Source organism: Rhizobium sp. BK008, from assembly GCF_014197345.1.
In the GTDB taxonomy this organism is placed as follows: domain Bacteria; phylum Pseudomonadota; class Alphaproteobacteria; order Rhizobiales; family Rhizobiaceae; genus Rhizobium; species Rhizobium anhuiense.
On record NZ_JACIFK010000001.1, the window covers coordinates 1,810,817 to 1,829,158 of the forward strand.

Annotated in this window: 19 protein-coding genes and 1 pseudogene; 14 read left to right on the plus strand and 6 right to left on the minus strand. The window is 61.8% G+C overall.

Going from position 1 to position 18,342, the window contains the following annotated elements:
• The first annotated feature begins 61 nt into the window (after positions 1-61).
• A complete protein-coding gene (locus tag FHT69_RS08875) occupies positions 62-421 on the plus strand; it encodes a low affinity iron permease family protein (RefSeq protein WP_047614753.1) in 360 nt (119 codons plus the stop codon).
• Here FHT69_RS08875 and FHT69_RS08880 read toward each other — a convergent pair.
• The 3 genes from FHT69_RS08880 to FHT69_RS08890 all read right to left on the minus strand — a co-directional run bounded on the left by FHT69_RS08880 (position 418) and on the right by FHT69_RS08890 (position 2,007).
• A complete protein-coding gene (locus tag FHT69_RS08880) occupies positions 418-825 on the minus strand; it encodes a low affinity iron permease family protein (RefSeq protein WP_047615366.1) in 408 nt (135 codons plus the stop codon). The genes FHT69_RS08875 and FHT69_RS08880 overlap by 4 nt on opposite strands.
• A 219-nt stretch (positions 826-1,044) precedes the next feature.
• A complete protein-coding gene (locus FHT69_RS08885; RefSeq protein ID WP_183905236.1) occupies positions 1,045-1,656 on the minus strand; it encodes a general stress protein in 612 nt (203 codons plus the stop codon).
• A 36-nt stretch (positions 1,657-1,692) separates the two neighbouring features.
• A complete protein-coding gene (locus FHT69_RS08890) occupies positions 1,693-2,007 on the minus strand; it encodes a PepSY domain-containing protein (protein WP_047614749.1) in 315 nt (104 codons plus the stop codon).
• Between the two features lie 257 nt (positions 2,008-2,264).
• Between FHT69_RS08890 and FHT69_RS08895 the strand changes: the two genes are divergently transcribed.
• The 7 genes from FHT69_RS08895 (at position 2,265) to FHT69_RS08925 (ending at position 8,143) form a co-directional block, all read left to right on the plus strand.
• A complete protein-coding gene (locus FHT69_RS08895) occupies positions 2,265-3,356 on the plus strand; it encodes an alpha/beta hydrolase family esterase (RefSeq protein WP_097543832.1) in 1,092 nt (363 codons plus the stop codon).
• 113 nt (positions 3,357-3,469) lie between these two features.
• Positions 3,470-4,573: an ABC transporter substrate-binding protein gene (locus tag FHT69_RS08900; protein WP_047614745.1), complete on the plus strand. Its 1,104-nt coding sequence runs from the start codon at positions 3,470-3,472 to the stop codon at positions 4,571-4,573.
• A 4-nt stretch (positions 4,574-4,577) separates the two neighbouring features.
• Complete coding sequence (locus FHT69_RS08905) at positions 4,578-5,642, plus strand: FecCD family ABC transporter permease (RefSeq protein WP_183905237.1); 1,065 nt, start codon at positions 4,578-4,580, stop codon at positions 5,640-5,642.
• A complete protein-coding gene (locus tag FHT69_RS08910) occupies positions 5,639-6,397 on the plus strand; it encodes an ABC transporter ATP-binding protein (protein ID WP_063475434.1) in 759 nt (252 codons plus the stop codon). Before FHT69_RS08905 ends, FHT69_RS08910 begins: the two co-directional genes overlap by 4 nt.
• On the plus strand, positions 6,394-7,011 hold the full coding sequence (locus FHT69_RS08915) for a hypothetical protein (RefSeq protein WP_047614741.1): 618 nt from the start codon (positions 6,394-6,396) through the stop codon (positions 7,009-7,011). The genes FHT69_RS08910 and FHT69_RS08915 overlap by 4 nt, the downstream gene beginning before the upstream one ends.
• Complete coding sequence (locus FHT69_RS08920) at positions 7,008-7,628, plus strand: hypothetical protein (RefSeq protein ID WP_097543829.1); 621 nt, start codon at positions 7,008-7,010, stop codon at positions 7,626-7,628. The genes FHT69_RS08915 and FHT69_RS08920 overlap by 4 nt, the downstream gene beginning before the upstream one ends.
• Positions 7,625-8,143, plus strand: a complete 519-nt coding sequence (locus FHT69_RS08925; protein WP_183905238.1) for a hypothetical protein — start codon at positions 7,625-7,627, stop codon at positions 8,141-8,143. Before FHT69_RS08920 ends, FHT69_RS08925 begins: the two co-directional genes overlap by 4 nt.
• Here FHT69_RS08925 and FHT69_RS34140 read toward each other — a convergent pair.
• Both FHT69_RS34140 and FHT69_RS08935 read right to left on the minus strand, forming a co-directional pair.
• Positions 8,116-8,406 (minus strand): DUF6074 family protein, encoded by a 291-nt coding sequence (locus FHT69_RS34140; protein ID WP_080759889.1) that lies wholly within the window; start codon positions 8,404-8,406, stop codon positions 8,116-8,118. The genes FHT69_RS08925 and FHT69_RS34140 overlap by 28 nt on opposite strands.
• A 108-nt stretch (positions 8,407-8,514) precedes the next feature.
• Positions 8,515-10,590, minus strand: a pseudogene (locus tag FHT69_RS08935) (adenine deaminase).
• A gap of 72 nt (positions 10,591-10,662) precedes the next feature.
• Here FHT69_RS08935 and FHT69_RS08940 point away from each other — a divergent pair.
• From FHT69_RS08940 to FHT69_RS08965, 6 genes are all read left to right on the plus strand, one after another.
• A complete protein-coding gene (locus FHT69_RS08940) occupies positions 10,663-11,703 on the plus strand; it encodes an ABC transporter substrate-binding protein (protein WP_047614733.1) in 1,041 nt (346 codons plus the stop codon).
• A gap of 120 nt (positions 11,704-11,823) precedes the next feature.
• Positions 11,824-12,648, plus strand: a complete 825-nt coding sequence (locus tag FHT69_RS08945; protein WP_047614731.1) for an ABC transporter permease — start codon at positions 11,824-11,826, stop codon at positions 12,646-12,648.
• Complete coding sequence (locus tag FHT69_RS08950) at positions 12,645-13,436, plus strand: ABC transporter permease (RefSeq protein WP_047614729.1); 792 nt, start codon at positions 12,645-12,647, stop codon at positions 13,434-13,436. Before FHT69_RS08945 ends, FHT69_RS08950 begins: the two co-directional genes overlap by 4 nt.
• Positions 13,437-13,443: 7 nt before the next feature.
• Entirely contained in the window at positions 13,444-14,502 is a 1,059-nt protein-coding gene (locus FHT69_RS08955; RefSeq protein WP_047614727.1) for an ABC transporter ATP-binding protein, read from the plus strand.
• Between the two features lie 17 nt (positions 14,503-14,519).
• Positions 14,520-15,917 carry a dipeptidase gene (locus FHT69_RS08960; RefSeq protein ID WP_097543827.1) on the plus strand — a complete coding sequence of 466 codons (1,398 nt, stop codon included), beginning with the start codon at positions 14,520-14,522 and terminating at the stop codon, positions 15,915-15,917.
• A 127-nt stretch (positions 15,918-16,044) separates the two neighbouring features.
• The gene (locus tag FHT69_RS08965; protein WP_097594633.1) at positions 16,045-17,310 is read left to right on the plus strand and encodes a glycerate kinase; all 1,266 of its coding nucleotides are present in this window, start codon (positions 16,045-16,047) and stop codon (positions 17,308-17,310) included.
• A 20-nt stretch (positions 17,311-17,330) separates the two neighbouring features.
• Here the strand turns inward: FHT69_RS08965 and FHT69_RS08970 are convergent, their stop codons facing one another.
• A complete protein-coding gene (locus FHT69_RS08970; protein ID WP_183905240.1) occupies positions 17,331-18,284 on the minus strand; it encodes an NAD-dependent epimerase/dehydratase family protein in 954 nt (317 codons plus the stop codon).
• Positions 18,285-18,342: the final 58 nt, after the last annotated feature.

Genomic DNA, 18,342 nt, shown 5'->3' on the forward strand with positions numbered 1-18,342 from the left:
CCGGGCGATGGAAGCTGTCCCGATCTGCTCTATTTTCCTTTTACGCGCTGTGGAGAGCCGTATGCACTGGCGCTTTCGACAGATCTCTGACTTGGCCGTCTCATGGGCAGGGCATCGTGTGGTCCCGGTCATGCTGATCGCGTTCATAGCTCTATGGGCGGCAGTGGGTCTCAGCATTTCCTTCCCACGGCAGTGGTTTCTGCTGACCAACATGCTCGGGACACTCACTATATTTTTCATTTTGCTGCTGGTGCAGCACTCCCAGAATCGGGACATGATGGCACTCCATGCCAAGCTCGATGAGTTGATCCGCTCAAGCAAGGCAGGAAACCACTGGATTGCGGCTGAGAAGAACGACGCCGACGCAATCGAGGGAATGCGCCAGCAACATCACGGCCAAATCTCAGAGAGCGCGAATTAGGCGGACGCTGCCTCTGCGGCAGATTTCTCATCCGCTTTTTCCTCGACGCATTCTGCCTTTTCGGCAAGGGTCTTGCTCATTTCCCTGAGTTCGCCCTCCTCCAGCTTTTCGATACCGACAAATTTGTTGGCGGCCTGGCTCGTCAGGATGAGTTCGTCAAGCTTGGCCTGCAAAGCCTTTCCGTCACGGTTCTGGCTGTTCTGCAACACAAACACCATCAGGAATGTGATGATGGTCGTGGTGGTATTGATGACAAGCTGCCAGGTTTCAGAATAGCCGAAAAACGGGCCTGACACCGCCCAGACGAACACAAGCGCCAGAGCCGCGACAAAGGTGAACGGCTTTCCCGAGAGGTCGGCGACGGCAGTTGCAAAGGAAGAGAAGAAGTTGGGTTTGTTCGACATCTGAAAAGCCTCGTTCGATCGCAGCATCAGTGCTGTCAATCGACAACATCAACTCCATATCCAGGCCGAAGTTCCTCGCGCCGCCGAGGCCGATCAAGTTGGGCGGCCGTCTTTGCTGCCAGCAAACTGCCATCGAATTGGCAGCCTTCACAAGTTGAACCGCCGCCATGAAAAAGCCGGCCCTGGTGAGGCCGGTTTTCCGAAACTATTCGCAGAAGATCAGATACGCGGGCCGGTCGAATACCGGCCACGTTCGGCATCCACTTCGGCCGGTGTATAGGGGTCGAGCGTATCGTCGAAGCGCTCCCAGCCGTTTTTGGTATAGGATGCGCGCCGCTCGGCAATGTCGACACTTTCGGAGCGGTCGAGAATCGCTCTGGCCGCCATGGCCCTATCATCCTCGACGCGGGCTGTGACCAGCGAGCCGCCGCGACGGACGCCTTCGGCGTAGACGTGGGCGTCTTCTTCGGGCACACCCGATTTGACGAGCGCGCCAACCACGCCGCCTGCGGCCCCTCCGACGACTGCGCCGGCAGTTGCTCCGGCCAGCGTTGCGACCAGCCATCCCGCGGCAACGACAGGGCCGACACCCGGAATGGCGATCATGCCAAGACCCGTGAGCAGACCGCCGGCACCGCCTGCGAGAGCGCCGATCCCGGCGCCGGTGCCGGCGCCTTCGGCAGCGTTACTGCCCTGCCCCTCGACGGTGCGGCCATCGCCGGTATTCGAAACGATGCTGATTTCCTTCGATGCAATGCCGGCGGCTTCGAGCTCACCAACGGCCAACTTCGCATCTTCGTAGTTGTCGAACAGTCCTGTTACAGTCTTCATAATGTTATCCTTCGATGTTGAGGAAAGGCGCGGCCGTCACTTGACGACGATGTTGCCCTGGTAATCGAGTGCCACCTGCACCTGCTTGGCATCCTTGGTCGCGGACGCACGCCACACGCCCTGATCGTCAAGCTTGAGACCGGTGACGGCGCTGTAGCCCGCATCCTCAAGCCGCGACTTGGCCTGGTCTTCGGTGAAACTGTTCTTGCCTTGGACAGGCGCGCCCGGGTTGTTGGTATCAGGCGTCGCCACAGCCGGCGTTTCCTGGCTTGTCGTCGGTGTCTGGCTCTGGGCGAGCGAAACGGAGGCCGCCATCAGGAAGGCAGCCGTTGTCAGTAGAATCTTTTTCATTGGTTTCCTCGCGTTCATATCTTCATGGGGAAGATTGCCGCTGATAACCCGGTGCAAGCAGGTATGTTCCCTCGTTTTCCTAAAAGAAAATAAGATATCTGAATAACTTAGCGGGTGCGCTCCTCAGGAGAGCGCGCCCGCCCTTGGAAAGGCTGCCGTTCCAAAAATAAACATTGTGCAGTGCAGCAACCTTTCGTAGGCTGAAGCGTTTAGTCAGGCATCACCGCCATCCCGGCTGCTGATTGGCGGAGAGTTTCATGAGATCTATGTCAGACACCCTTGCACGCCTTGCTGCGCTGCGAGGAACACTTCGCACTCAACCCACGCAGGGCAACTCCGATCTCGTCGCCTTGGACGCGTTTGGCACAAACCCGGGTGCCTTGGGGGGCTACACCTATTTGCCGTCGAAGCGCGGGAAAAACATGGCCCTGGTCGTTGTCCTGCACGGCTGCACCCAGACCGCCGCCGGCTATGATAGCGGATCCGGGTGGTCGCGATTGGCCGAGGACTATGGCTTCGCGCTGTTGTTTCCCGAGCAGCAAAGGGCAAACAATCCAAACCTCTGCTTCAACTGGTTCAACCCGGAGGATATTCGCCGGGATTATGGCGAGGTCTCTTCCATTCGCCAGATGATCGCAAAGGTCGTTGCGGAACATGGTATTGACGGCAGACGTGTGTTTGTGACGGGGCTGTCGGCCGGCGGCGCCATGGCCGCCGCCATGCTCGCGACCTATCCCGAGTTTTTTGCCGGCGGCGCGATCATCGCAGGCCTGCCATACGCAAGTGCCGCGACCATTCCCGAAGCGTTCGACCGGATGCGCGGTCAAGGTGGCCCGACTGGCAAAGAGCTTGAACTGCGGTTGAGAAACGCTTCAAAACACAAAGGCCCGTGGCCGACATTGTCACTCTGGCAGGGGACCGCAGACAGAACCGTCGCCGCATCCAACGCGAATGCGATCATCGAGCAATGGAGACATGTCCACGGCGTCGGCGCATCGCCGGCGCGCATCGAAGATATCGGACAACATCAGCGTCAGGTCTGGACCGATCCGCACGGTAGCGAGGTGATCGAACTCTATACGATTGCCGGCATGGGTCACGGCACGCCACTCGATGTCGGCACCGGCTACGGGGCAAGCGGCCCCTTCATGCTTGACGTCGGAATTTCCTCGACTGTCGAAATTGCCAGGTCCTGGGGTCTCGTTCCCTCGTTTGAGAAACGGCGCGACGCGAGGCCCTCAGCTACTCAACCGGAAAATACCCCGGATCCATTTGGCGCGGGCAGCGACCGTGGCGGTATTCAGAAGGTCATTGAAGATGCCCTCCGGTCCGCCGGGCTGCTGCGCTAGGTATCGATGAGGGTTCCACGACATGTCGCTAATTAAAGTGGAGATTTGTAGACAAGATTAAATACGCGGAATAGGAATGGCGCTCATCGCATATGCCTGTACGGGGAGACACCATGGTTCCGCTTTCGCTTGTTATCGCAACTGCTTGCCGCCGCCGCATGGCGGCAGCCCTTGCCGCCGTGCTTTTTGCACCGGCAGCTTTTGCCGAAGAGATCGTCTTCAAGGATCAGGGAAACCGCGAGGTACGGCTGGCAAAAGCGGCCGAGCGAGTCGTCTCGATCGTCATCCCGATGGCGTCCACCGTCATTGCGCTGGATGGCAGCACCAGGAAGCTCGTCGGCATGAACCCGACGGCGAAGAGTGCCGTGGTCGAAGGGATTCTCGGAAAGATCTTCCCCGAAGCCAAGGATATTCCCTCCGACGTGACGGCGCCGAATTTCGTACCGAATGTCGAGGCGCTGACCGCCGCCAATCCCGACCTCGTGATCCAGTGGGGCGATCGCGGCGCCGATATCGTCGCACCGATCACCAATGCCGGCCTCACCACGATGCTGATCCTCTACGGCACGGAAGAGCTGACCCGAGACTATATGACCATGGCTTCGAAGGCGATCGGCAAGCCCGAGCGGATCGGCGAACTGGTGGAATGGCGCGACCGCGTCCAGAAGGATATCGAAGCCAAGGCGACCGTTATTCCCGATGACAAGAGGCCGAACGTTCTCTATCTCGGCCGCGCGCTCTCCGATATCAGCGCATCGGGCACCAAGGGCAATTACAATGCCTGGTCCATCGCGCTTGCGGGCGGGAAAAACGCCTCTGCCGAACTCAACGGCACGGTCTCGGTGAACAAGGAACAGATCGCGCAATGGAACCCCGACGTCATCTTCCTCAATGCTTTTGAGGCCAAGCTGAACGTCGACTGGGTCTATAAGGATCCGATCCTGTCCCTGACCAATGCCGCCAAATCCAAGCGGGTCTACAAGATGCCGCTCGGCGGCTATCGCTGGGATCCGCCGAACCAGGAATCACCGTTGTCCTGGATGTGGACCGCCAACCTGCTCCATCCCGATATCTTCAAATACGATCTGCGGGCGGAAATGAAGACGGCCTACAAGACGCTTTACAACTACGACCTGACCGACGGCGATATCGACAATATCCTTTGGCTGAAGGATCAGGGCGCCTCCGCCGACTACGCGCAGTTCGAGGCTAGGTAATGTCATGACGACGATGACGCAGGACGAGGCGGTGCCCGCTGCCCGCCGAATCCACCTCGCCAGGCAGACGCTGATTTTCGCCTTGCTGCTGGCGCTGCTGGTGATTGCCTTCATCGTCAGCCTCTGCGTCGGACGGTTCTCGGTGCCGCCAGGACGTGCGCTGGAGCTGATCTGGCAGGGGATCAGCGATCCGTCGCGGGAGCTTGCCGGGATCGACGAACGCATCGTCTTGCTGGTGCGGGCGCCGCGCGTGGTGCTGGCAGCACTTGCCGGCGCCGGGCTCGCCATCTCGGGCGCCGGCCTTCAGGGCGTGTTTCGAAATCCCCTGGTCTCGCCCGACATATTGGGCATTTCCCAGGGTGCAGCCTTTGGCGGCGCCCTGGCGATCATGCTCGGTATCTGGGGATTTCCGCTCATCGCCATGGTGTTTTTCTGCGGCATGGCGGCCGTCATCCTGGTGGGACTGCTCTCGCGCATCAACGGCCGGTCGGAAACGGTGACCGTGATCCTGTCGGGACTGGTCATCAGTTCGATGTTCTCGGCGGTCGTCTCGCTGCTGCAATTCATCGCCGATCCCAACACATCCCTTCCCGCCATCGTCTACTGGCTGATGGGATCGTTTGCGACCGCCACCTGGGAACGCACGTTGGTGGCGGCACCGGGCCTCATCCTCGGAAGCTGCTTCCTGTGGATGCTCCGTTTCCGGCTCAACATCCTGTCGCTCGACGAGGCCGAGGCCCGCAGCCTCGGCGCCAATACGACACGCGAGAGATGGCTGGTCTTCTGCCTCATCGCCGTCATCGTCGGCAGCCAGGTCGCGGTCTCCGGCATCATCGGCTGGATCGGCATCGTCATTCCCCACGCCGCCCGCCTGCTGGTCGGTCATGATCACCGCGCGCTGCTGCCGGCGGCCGCCGTGCTCGGCGCAGGGTTCATGGTCTGCATCGATACGCTCGCCCGCGCGGCGACGGCGGCGGAGATCCCGCTCGGCGTCATTACCGCCCTCGTCGGCGCGCCGATCTTCGCAACGCTGCTGCGTCATCACTATCGGGAAAGGACGGGATCATGATCGGCTTGACGGATGCGGTCGTCAGGTTCGGGACGCGCATCATTCTCGACCGTCTCAGCTTCTCGGTTGCCGTCGGGCGGTCGCTCGCCATTCTCGGCCCCAACGGGCGCGGCAAGACGACGACGCTGAAAGCACTGCTCGGTTTTCAACGGCTGGACGAAGGCAGCCGCGTCGCGCCCGCCATTGTCGGTTATGTCCCGCAGACCGGAAGCAGCAACCAGCGCTACCGCGCCATCGATGTCACCGTCATGGGACGGGCAGCGCATCTCGGCCTCTTCGGACAGCCGGGACCTGATGATTTCGAGATTGCCCATGCGGCGCTCGAGCGGGCGGGCGCTGCCCGCTTTGCCGATCATTTCTTCGACCGGCTTTCCGGCGGCGAACGGCAGCTCGTGCTTCTGGCACGGGCGCTCGCCACCGGCTCGCAGGCGATCGTCCTCGATGAGCCGGCAGCGGCACTCGACCTTCGCAACCAGGAGCGGCTGCTCGACCTGCTCAAGAGCCTTCGCGAGCCGCGCGACAAGGCGATCGCCTTCACCACACATGATCCGAACCATGCGCTCGCGGCCGCCGACGACGCACTGCTGATGATGCCTGATGGTCAATCGCTGTTCGGCCCGGTCGCGGAGACGATCACGCCGGACCATCTGGAACGGCTCTACGGGGTGCCGATGCGGGTTGTCGAGCTTGTCGGTCCGGCAGGCGAAAGACATCAGGCGGTCCTGCCCGCCTTTGCAGGAATTCGCGCCGCATGACCATTCTTCTCATCCAGTCGCACTATCAGGACCCCTTCACCCTGAGCGCGCCGGCTTTCGCGGAGGCAACCGCGCAGGGCAAGCTGATGACGGTACGCGAGACGGAGCTTGCGGAGGCGCATTTTGCCGCCGCAAGCGGCCTGATCACCACCATCCATCTCGATCAGATCGGCTTTCTCAAATATGCCTCGGCGGTGGCGTCCTTCCTCGATCGCGGCGGCCGGTGGATCTTCAACGGCCATATGCTCCGGCCGATCCTGCCGGAACTCGGCGTCTATATTCCCATGCCGCAGCCGAAGCGGTCAGACTTCGCCCAAATCAGGCGCTTCGATCATCCGGTCTTTGCCGGCATCGATCAGAGGATGCTGGAAACGAACCGCGGCGTCGCCGGGTTCTACGGCCGGGGACACAATCCGATGCCATCAGGCGCCGTCGCGATCAATACATTGGGACCGGCTGCGGTACCCATCGACTGGATCTGGGCGCGGCCGGCGGGCGGAGAGATATTGTCGCATGCCGGCAACGAATTCTGGGGTTGCGGAGACGACCCCGACATCCAGAAGCATCTGGCCGGCCGCGCCATTGCCTGGCTGGCGGGGGAACTGAACCGATGAGCGTGCTCGCGATCCATCCTGGCGCCTACTACCATATCGAGACGCTGGAAGCGCCGCGTTACCGGCATTATTTCGACAGCCTGGTGCGGCCGGAGGACCTGCCCTCGGTCGAACTCGGCAAACACCAGGTGCTGTTCATTCCCTGCCGCACACCGGCGGACCGGTTGGCGCCGCATGCGGCCCAGCTGCGCGACTATCTCGATCAGGGCGGCACGATCGTCGCGACCGGCGAGACGGCCTGGCAGGCGTTCCTGCCTGCTATCCATTTCACACCTCAGCCGACGAACTGGTGGTGGTGGCTGACCGAGGGCGCCGATCTCGGCGTCAGGATCGCCTCCCCGCACCATTCACTGTTCGAACATCTCGGGCAGGACGACCTGACCTGGCATCTTCACGGCTGGTTCGATCCACCCGAGGGCGTCGAGGTTCTTGCGGTGAATGAGGAAGGCAAGCCGATCCTCTATGTGGACGAGGTCACGACGGCGGGGCGCATGGTGATCACCAGCCTCGACCCCTGCTTCCACCACGGATCGCATTTCATGCCGGCGACGACGCGTTTCCTGGATGGTTTTCTTCCCTGGATGCGCCGGGAATTGGACAAAGGAAGATCGAGATGAACGAAGCGAAGATCGAAGTTCTCGAAGACGGCAAGCCGCTTGCCTACGGCTTTGCCGATATCATGCACTATCACGGCTTTGGTTTTCCCGGCGGTGTCGCCCATGCCTTCAAGGTGATGGAGCGCGCCTTTCCGCTGCTCAGCGTCGATGGACCACCGGAGCGCCGCGAAATCTCGATCCGCACGGCCTTTCGCGGTCCCGGCGGGCGTGACGCCTTTGAAATGGTGACGCGTGCGCTGACGGAAGGACGCTATAGCGTCGACCCCTCGCTCGACCGGACGGAGCGCGGCGACATCCTCGCTCGCTACGTCTTCGAACTCAGCTATCGCGGACGAACCGTCACCCTGCAATTGCGTGACGGCCATGTCCGCGAGGAGTTCATCACGCTCGGCCGCAAGACCAACCGGACGCCCGCGGAAGAGGAGCGCCTCGCCTGGCTCAAGCTTGAGATGGCCGACCGGTTGCTGGCGCTGCCGCCAGAGGCAGTTTACGAAGAGGCAACGGCCCGCTTTTGATGGCTGAGGACGAGTTCGTTCTGGACATCCTCCTGAAACCACATCACCCGCTGACGGACGTCGCTCTCCGGTATCCCGGCCGCCAGAAGCTGATCGGCAAGCCTGCGGCATTCGGCCTTCCAGAATTCCAGCGCATCCGCGCCATGCCGTCGGCCGAGTTCGCGGGCGCAACGCTCGATATTGGCAGTTCCGGTTCCGGAGGGGAAAGCAATTACCCTGCCTTCACTGGAAGCGGCGGGGCGGTGGGTCATTTCATCAGCCATCGAACACAGGTTCCCTTGATCCTGTTCGTTATCTAAGGGACTATGGTTAATGCTTTCTATTGCTGCAGTCAGAAGATCAATCAGGTGGATTTTTGGCGCTCCGCAATGTCACCAGACAATCGGATGGGTCTTGCCTGTGAGCACGTTCACGAACCCCTCCGGCGCCAGCTCCGACGGCGCGACCAGGACCCAGCGCCAGGGTGAGCAGGTAAGCGTTGCAAACGACAGGCGTTCGGGAAAGCCCGGCCACCATCGAGGCGAAAAGGTCGGCTCGTACATCCAGTCGATCCCGGCACCGGCCGCATAAAGAGCCTGCATCTCCGCATCGAGCGCTTCGGCCGAACGGGCCGTCATCAGGCCGCCGACCTCGTAGCGGACGCGGGCGAGAATCTTGCCGCCGGATACCAGCGCCCAGCCGCCCTGCTGCTCGTTCAGGGCATTGACGGCCAGCGCCATCGCCTCGTCCGACGAACCGACCGTCCAGATATTGTGCTTGTCGTGCCCGAGCGTGGAGGCGAGCGCCGTCTCCGGCGTGCGCGGTCCGGTGCCCAGCCAGAACATCCTGGAGATCTTGGCCTCCCCGGAAAACCGGTCGACAATCGAGAACTTGGTAACATTGCGCGCGGGATCCCGCTGCACGAGGCCATCTTCCACCGGCAATTCCATGGTGATGAAATCGTCGTGCCAGTGAAACGGCCGCAAAAGTGCTGCGTTGACCGTGGCCCGGTTCGGCGGCGCCTCGATGCGGAAATCGTCTGCCGTGACCGTCCTGTCTATGGTCACGGTGCGCGTCGCCCATTGCGGCCAGTCGATTTCCGGGCGCACGCCAATGAAGGTCGCACCCTCGGACACAGGACGCCCGTCCGCCCACACCTTTTCGATCGACAGGCTGCCGACGTCGCTGAGAAGAACGATATCGGCGAAGCGGCCCGGTGCGATCGATCCGACCCACGGCGTCAGCCGCATATGGCGCGCCGGATTGAGGGTGACGCATTGGATGGCGATCTCCGGCGCAAGGCCGTTTTCGATGGCGAGGCGGACATTGTGGTCGGTCGCACCGATTTTCAGCGTGTCCGAGGCGCTGCGGTCGTCGGTCACCAGGGCGATCTGCGACCAGTCCGTCAGTCCCTTGTCGATCAGGCCGCGGATGACCTCCGGCAGGGAATGCGGCCTGAGCTCGATGAATAGACCGTGGAGGAGCTTCTGCCAGATCTCATCGAGAAACCAGCCTTCGTGATCGGAGGCGAGACCCGCCGCGGCAAAGGCGTTGATCGAGGCCATGTCGCGCAGTCCGGCACCGTGGCCTTCGATGACGCCGCGTTGTTCGAAGGTGGCGCCGATCATGCCCCACAGCCTGTTGTAGGAAGGATTGCCGGGATCGGATATGGACGGCCAGTCCATGACTTCGTCGAGCCCGGCGACCATCAGGCTTTCGGACAGGAAGGCCTTCTGTTCGTCGTAACCGAACCAGCCGCCACCCCACTCGTAGGCGGTCGGCGGCACGGCGGAGCCAGGCAGGGGAAAGATTTTCATCGGCGATCCGCGCCGGCGCGCTTCCAGCCAGAATTCCAGGTTGCGGGCGCCGTTGACGTTGGAAAATTCGTGGCTCGCCTCACACGTCCAGGTCACGCCATGCGGCATTACCAGCGCCGCCTCCCATTCGGGCGTCAGATGGGAGCTTTCGATATGTTTGTGTGCCTCGCCGAAGCCCGGCACGGCCGCAAGATCCGGCTCGGAAAAGCGCTCGTTCACCTCGCCAACATAACTGCCGGCAGGGCCGACATAGGCGATACGGCGGCCCTTGATGACGATCTCCTGATCGTCGAGCCATGTCCTGGTGTGGACATCGAGCAATCTGCCGACGCGCAGCAGCCTGTCGGCGGGCCGGCGTCCGAGCGCCGTCAGCACAAGATCCTGGCGCGTCCGAACCTCGTCGGACGCGTTGATCAGCAAGTCATCAGGAAGTGCGGTGCGCGAGGTAACCATGAATGAAATGCCCGTGAGACGCTGGAACCGCCGCGGACCGTAAAGACCACGCGCGAATGTGTAAAGCGCTGGCGCAACACGTTTTGCGATCAACAACAAGACGTCATCAACCGAGAGCTACTGATGGTTCGATCTTGGAAAATTCCCCAAGCAAGTACGCATTTGCCCAAGTATTGAGCTTGCGAGCCGATCGATCAAAAAATAGTATCCCTCAAATCCAAGGGGCATGATCCCGATTATCAACGCCGTTTTCACAGAAGGATATTGCTCATGAAGGCCAGACGTTTCGCCCGAATCCTGTCTCTTGCGCTGCTTGCCGCCGCCGGCGGCACCGCTGCGGCCCATGCGCAATCGAAGACGCTGACCATCTCCTGGTGGGGCTATAACGGCGAGAAGATGAACGCCAACATCATCACGCCCTTCAAGAAGATCTGCGGCTGCGAGATCGTGTTCGAGACCGGCAACAACGCCGACCGGCTCAACAAGCTGAAACTGCGCGATGGCAAGGGCGTCGATGTCATCTACCTCACCGACAGCTTCTCGCAGCTCGGCATCGAACAGGGATTGTTCCAGGAGATCGATCCCTCGAAGATCCCCAACCTTGCGGATATCTACGAACTGGGCAAGGCGCCTCAGGGCAAATACGGCCCCGCCTATACGATCGGGCGCGTCGGCATCGTCTATGATTCCGCCAAGGTCAACCCGCCGATCACTGCCTGGGGCGACCTGTGGCGCGACGATCTGAAAAGCTCCGTCTCCCTGCCCGGCATCACCACCACCGCCGGCCCGCTGGTCGTTCTGGAAGCCGGCAAGCATGGCGGCGCGGATGCCTATGAGGACACCGACAAGGCCTTCTCGGAAATCGAGGCGCTGAAGCCCAATGTCGTCAAGAACTACAACACCGGCTCGGAGCTGGTAAACCTGATATCGACAGGCGAAGTGCGCGTTGCGCTAGCCCAGGACTTTACCCTGGCATCGATGCAGGCGGCCGTTCCGACGATGACATGGGCCAAGCTCAAGGACGGCGACATCGCCACGCTGAATACGGTGAACATCCCGAAGGGTTCGGAAAATGTCGAACTGGCGCATCAGTTCATCAACTTCATCCTGTCCAAGGACGTCCAGCAGGCTGAAGCCGAACAAGGCGTCGATGCGCCGATCTCGACCAAGGTCAGCCTGACTCCGGATCAGGCGAAGATCTGGACCTATGGCGCGGATATGGTCGCGAGCCTCACCCGCATCGACTATGCCAAGATGAATGCCGCCAAGGCCGACTGGATCGACCGCTGGAACGAAGTCTTCGCTCAGTAAGCTGCCGGTATCCCGGCCCGAGGCCGGTTTATTGCCGGGCCTCGGTCAGACCTGGAAGCGCCGCACATCCGAGCCCGAGATGCGGCGCTCCCGATATCAGGACATGCCACGAGTTTTGAGATGAAGCATTTTGCCAGATGGGGATTGACGATGCCGGCGACGATTGCCGTCGTTGCGCTTCTCATCGTTCCCGTCGCCATCACCATCGCGGCGACGTTTGCGGAACCGAAGGGCGTGTTTGCGCCCTATGTGACATTCTTCAGCAGCGGCTTTCGCCGGGCGGTTCTTTACCGAACGCTGGAGATCGCTCTGATCACCACGGCGATCTCCCTCACCGTGGGTTTCATCACCGCCTATGTGATCGCCCAAATGCCCGGCCGCGCGAAGAGTATCATGATCATCGCAGCGGTTTTTCCACTGCTGACAGGTGTCGTCGTCCGATCCTTCGCATGGCTGATTATTCTCGGGAAGAACGGCATCCTCAACACCATGCTGATCTCGACCGGTATCCTCAGTGAGCCGCTTTCGATGCTCTATACCGAAGGCTCGGTGATCGTCGCCATGGTCTATCTCTTCGTTCCCCTGATGATCCTGACGCTCGTCGGCGTGCTTGAGGGCATCCCGCGCGATCTGATCGATGCATCCGCTTCGCTCGGCGCCAGACCGCTGATGACATTCCTTCAGGTGATCCTGCCGCTGGCGACACCCGGCCTCATCGTCGGCGCCGTGCTGGTGTTCACCGGCAGCTTCACCTCCTATGCGACACCGCAACTGCTCGGCGGAGAAAAGCAGATGATGATGGGGACCTTCCTCTACCAGCGCGCCATGGTCACCTTCGATTGGGTGGGTGCATCGACGATCGCCGCCATCATGGTGGTGCTGACGCTCGGCGTCGTCCTCATCATGAGCCGCGTTGCACGCCGGCTCAATCCGATGGCGGTGTGATGGACAGGCGCGTTCACCCGATCCTCGCCGCCTTCGCGGCCTGCGTTTTCTTCTTCCTGCTCGCACCGCTGGTCATCATCGTCGGTGCGGCCTTCAGCGACACGACCTATCTGACCTTCCCGCCGCAGGGCCTGACATTGCGCTGGTTCGTCAATATCTTCGAGATCGAGGCCTTCCGCACGACGGCGCTGACCAGCCTGCAGGTCGCCTTTCTCGGCACGGCGCTATCGCTGCTGATCGGCATCCCGGCCGCCTATGCGATCAACCGCTACCGGGTGGAATTGCCGCGCTGGCTTTCCACCATTTTCGTCCTGCCGATCCTGGTGCCGGAGATCGTCTTCGGATTCTCGCTGATGAAGTCGGTCACGATCGGCCTCGGGCTTCCGATCTTCATCAGCCTGCTGGTCGGTCATGCGCTGCTGATCCTGCCCTATTCGGTGCGGGTCGTCGGCGCCAGCCTGGCGGCCTTCGATTTTTCCGTCGAGGAGGCGGCGATCAGCCTGGGTTGCCCGCCGCTGAAAACCTTCCTGACCGTGGTCCTGCCAAATATCCGCGCCGGGGTCATTGCCGCCTTCATCCTCGCCTTCATCACCTCGATCAACGACGTGTCGGTGTCAGTCTTCCTGACCGGTCCTGGCATCTCGACGCTGCCGATCCAGATCCTTGCGCATATGGAACAGTTCTTCGATCCGACGATCGCCTCGGTATCGGTGCTGCTGATGTTCGTGACAGTCGGCGTCATGGCCGTCGTCGAGGCCACGCTCGGTCTCACCTTCCTGACAAAGTAGAACGCTCTTGACCGTATCCCTCACCATCGATTCCATCTCCGCCCATTACGGCAGCACTGAGGTTCTCAAGGACCTGTCGATCTCAGTCATGGCCGGGGAGCTGGTTTCCCTGCTCGGCTCCAGCGGCTGCGGCAAGACGACGACATTGCGCCTGGTGGCCGGTTTTCTGCAGCCGACCAGCGGCAGCATCAAGCTCGGCGAACGCGACCTCACCGGCCTTCCTGCGCATGCGCGCGACATTGGTCTGGTCTTTCAGAACTACGCGCTTTTTCCTCACCTGAGCGTGCAGGACAATGTCGCCTTCGGCCTGAGGCAGCGTCGTGTTCCCCAGCCGGAACGGACGAAGAGAACGATGGCCATGCTGGAGCGCGTCGGCCTTTCCGCCTTCGCCGACCGCCTGCCTTCGGCTCTCTCCGGCGGCCAGAAACAGCGCGTGGCGCTCGCCCGGGCACTGGTCATCGAGCCGCCGCTGCTGATGTTCGACGAGCCGCTTTCCAATCTCGATGCAAAGCTCAGGATCGACATGCGCGTCGAGATCAGGCAGCTCCAGCGCGCCAACGGCACGACATCGCTTTACGTCACCCACGACCAGGAAGAGGCATTCTCGATCTCCGACAGGGTGGCGATCATGAATGCCGGGCGCATCATGCAGCTCGATGCGCCGGAGGTGCTGTACCGCCAGCCGGCCAATGCCTTCGTCGCCCGGTTCGTCGGCTTCGAGAACCTGATCCGGATGAAGGTAACCGCGCGCAACGGAGCGATCGTGACCGCCGAAGCGACGGGCGGCGCACGGCTGCATCTGTCTCAGGATGCATTCGGGCCGATCAAGGACGACTTCGTGCTGGCCTGCCGCGCAGACGGCCTTGCCGTCAGCCGTGACGGCGATGGCATCGCCGCCGTGCTCGGCACCCGCACCTATCTCGGCCGGGCCTATCAGTATAAATGCGCGACATCGGCGGGAGAGATTACCGCCAATGGGGCTTTGTCCGACCCGCTGGAAACAGGGGCGTCCGCCGTGCTGATACCGCTTGCCGAGCAGTGCTGCATTCTCGACCCGGAAGATTGAGCCGCTGAGGAGAAACCATGGCCAGTATCAGCAATCAGGATATCGACGCCGTTCTTGCCCATGTGGACCGGAGCCTCGATGACAGCCTGGCGCGGCTTTTCGAGCTGATCCGCATTCCGAGCGTCTCGACCGACCCGGCTTATCGCGATCAATGCCGCGCCGCCGCCGAATGGCTGAGCCGGGATCTGGCTGCCATCGGCTTCGAAGCATCGGTGCGCAAAACGACCGGCCATCCGATGGTGGTCGCGCATGAAAAGGCGGCATCCGCACCGCATCTGCTGTTTTACGGCCATTACGATGTCCAGCCGGTCGATCCGCTGGCACTGTGGACCAGCGATCCGTTCGAGCCGCGCATGGAAGCCTTGCCGAACGGCGATACCGCGATCGTGGCGCGCGGCGCCTCCGACGATAAAGGACAATTGATGACCTTCGTCGAAGCCTGCCGCGCCTGGAAAAGCGTTACCGGGAAACTGCCGGTGCAGGTGAGCATGCTGTTCGAAGGCGAAGAAGAGGCCGGCAGTCCGAGTCTCGCACCCTTTCTGGATGCCACGGCGGACGAGTTGAAGGCCGATGCTGTTTTCGTCTGCGACACGGATATGTGGGATCGTGAAACGCCTGCCGTCACCACGATGCTGCGCGGTATCTACACCACGGAAATCGAGATCACCTGCGCCGATCAGGACCTGCATTCCGGCATGTTCGGCAATGCCGCACGCAATCCGCTGCAGGTGTTGTCAGACATCGTTTCAAGCCTGCGGCGAACCGATGGCGGCGTTGCGGTCGAAGGTTTCTATGACGGCGTGAAAGAGCTCCCCGACGCCATCAAGGCGCTGTGGAAAAGACTGCCCTTCGACGAGGAGGCCTTTCTCGGCGATATCGGCCTGAGAGATCCGGCCGGCGAGGCAGGCCGTTCCGTCCTCGAACAGATCTGGGCGCGGCCGAGCTGCGAGATCAACGGCATGAGCGGCGGCTATACGGGCGAAGGCTTCAAGACGGTCATTCCGGCGAAGGCAAGCGCCAAGATTTCGTTTCGACTGGTGGAAGGACAGGATCCCCAAGCGATCCGCGATGCCTTCCAGCGGCATGTGCGCGCACGTATCCCCAGGGATTGTTCGGTCAGTTTCAGGGATTATGGACTTTCGCCGGCCACCGTCATGCCGATCGACAGTCCGTTTCTCACCAGGACGCTTCAGGCGCTTTCGACAGAATGGCAATGCGAAGCGGCTCTTGCCGGCACGGGAGGCTCGATCCCCATCGTCGGCGACTTCAAACGCCGGCTCGGATGCGATGCCCTCCTGGTCGGCTTTGCCCGCTTCGACAACCGCGTCCACAGCCCGAACGAAAAATATGATCTCTCCAGCTTCCACAAAGGCATACGATCCTGGGTTCGTATCCTGGCGGCCCTCGCCGACTGACGCGCGGCACTGTAACAGTTTGAATTATGCAATAGGCTGTGGTGCGGCCAATGTCTTGCGGACCTTCGGGGCCGAGAATTAAAGCACTGTCCCATCCCTATCGACACCGAAGCAGCAGAGACCACCGATGAGGATATCAGCTCCCCGCGACTTCCTGAAAAGCCTGTTCGACGCGGCGGTTCGCGCCGCCGATCCGCTGACCGGCATCAAAGCGCATCTGCCTGACAGGCCGAAGGGAAGGACCGTGGTGATTGGCGCCGGCAAGGGCGCGGCGCAAATGGCGCGTGCCCTCGAAAGCGTCTGGGACGGAGCGATCGAAGGCCTGGTGGTCACCCGCTACGGCTATGGCTGTGAGACGCGCAGCATCGAAATCATCGAGGCCGCCCATCCGGTACCCGATGCCGCGGGGCTCGCCGGGGCAAAGCGGTTGATGGAAACGGTGAACGGCTTGACGGAAGACGATCTGGTGATCGCGCTGATCTGCGGCGGCGGCTCGGCGCTGCTGCCCGCTCCGCCGGAAGGGCTGACCCTCGAAGACGAGATTGCGCTCAACGAAATGCTGCTTGCCTCGGGCGCGCCGATTTCGGCGATGAACGTCGTGCGCAAGCATCTCTCCACCATCAAGGGCGGAAGGCTTGCGGCAGCGACCAGAGCGAAGGTCGTCAGTCTTGTTGTCTCCGACATTCCCGGCGACAACCCGGCCCATGTCGCCTCCGGGCCGACGGTGCCGGATGGTTCGACACGACACGATGCGCTCGAGATCATCCGGCAATATGGATTGCAGCTGCCGCAGGCCGCACTCGACCATCTGAACTCGCCGAAGGCCGATGCCCCTCGCCCGGACGATCCGGTCTTCTCACGGCACGCGCACCACATCATCGCCTCCGCAGGCGTTTCGCTGGAGGCCGCTGCGGCACTGGCAAAATCGCAGGGGATCGAGCCGGCGATCCTTTCGGATGCGATCGAGGGGGAATCGCGCGACGTGGCGCTGGTGCATGCAGCGATCGCCCGCGAAGTATTGGGCCGGAACAGGCCGTTTTCGAAGCCGGTCGTCATCCTTTCCGGCGGCGAGACGACGGTGACGCTGCGCGCCAAGGGCGGCAAGGGCGGACGCAACGGCGAATTCGCGCTCGCCATGGGGCTTGCGATCGACGGACAGGAGGGCATCCATGTCCTCGCCGCCGACACGGACGGGATCGACGGCTCGGAGGATAATGCCGGCGCCTTTGCCGATGGCGGCACGGTGAAGCGCCTGCGCGCCGCCGGGCTCGATCCGCGCCGCCTGCTCGACGGCAATGACAGCTATTCAGGCTTTGCGGCCAGCGGCGATCTGTTTGAAACCGGCCCGACCGGAACCAATGTCAATGATTTCAGGGCTATCCTGATCCGTTAGCAGCCCGCGGCAATGGTGGGTCAGGTCTTGATCCGCCCCTGCCCGACCAGCCAGCCGACCGATTCCTGCACCGCCTGCAGCGACTGATATCTCGGGGTAAACCCAAGCAAGCGCCTGGCTTTGGCGATCGAGCAATTCGGGCTGCGGGCGATATGCTCCCAGGTCGCCTCCGCATCCTCGGCCGTCTGGCCTTTGGCCCAGGCATCGAACGGCGCGAAGGTGAGCTTCGGCTCATGCCCGAACCACCGCGACATGGATTCGGCGTAGCCGCGAAGCGTCAGCGCCTGCTGAGAGACCGCGTGGAAACTTTCGCCGATCGAGGCATTCCAGTTGGCGATCGCATCCATGAACATCGCCGCCACATCATCGGCATGGACGTGATGAACGGTCTCCAGACCGAAATTGGGCAGCGCCAGGGTCTCTCCGCGGGCAAGGGTTGAAAAGACCTGCAGGTTGAAATTGCCGGCTGGATTGAGCGGCGCCCAGCCCGGACCGACAATATGACCGGGATGGATGATGGTGGCCGGAAATCCGCGAAGCCTTGCCTGCTGTAGCAGGTAGGTTTCGATATCAGCCTTCTGCGTGCCGTAATCGCCGAAGGGAGATTTCGGCGCCTCTTCCAGCGTCGGCACGGCGCTGGCATGGCCATGCGTCCAGATCGTGCCGGTATGCAGGAAATGGCCGACATGCCCCGACAGCGCCGTCACCAGCTGCTCGGCACTTTCCAGCGTGAAGCAGATCATGTCGATGACGATATCGGCTTTCACTTCACGGACGGCCGGGCCGAAATCACCCACCCGCTCCATCGCCGCCCGATCCATCTGACGCTGATCGACAGAAGCCCAGGCACGGTTTTCCGTATAAGGCTTCGCCGTGCCGCGGCTGATCGTGACGACGTCATGACCTGCCTCCACCAGGCGGGGAACGAGATAGGTTCCGACATGGCCCGTTGCCCCGATTACCAAAACCCGCATCGTCATTCCTCCTTTGGCATTTCCGTGTCGAATATGCTGCGCTCAGGCGATCCTGCAA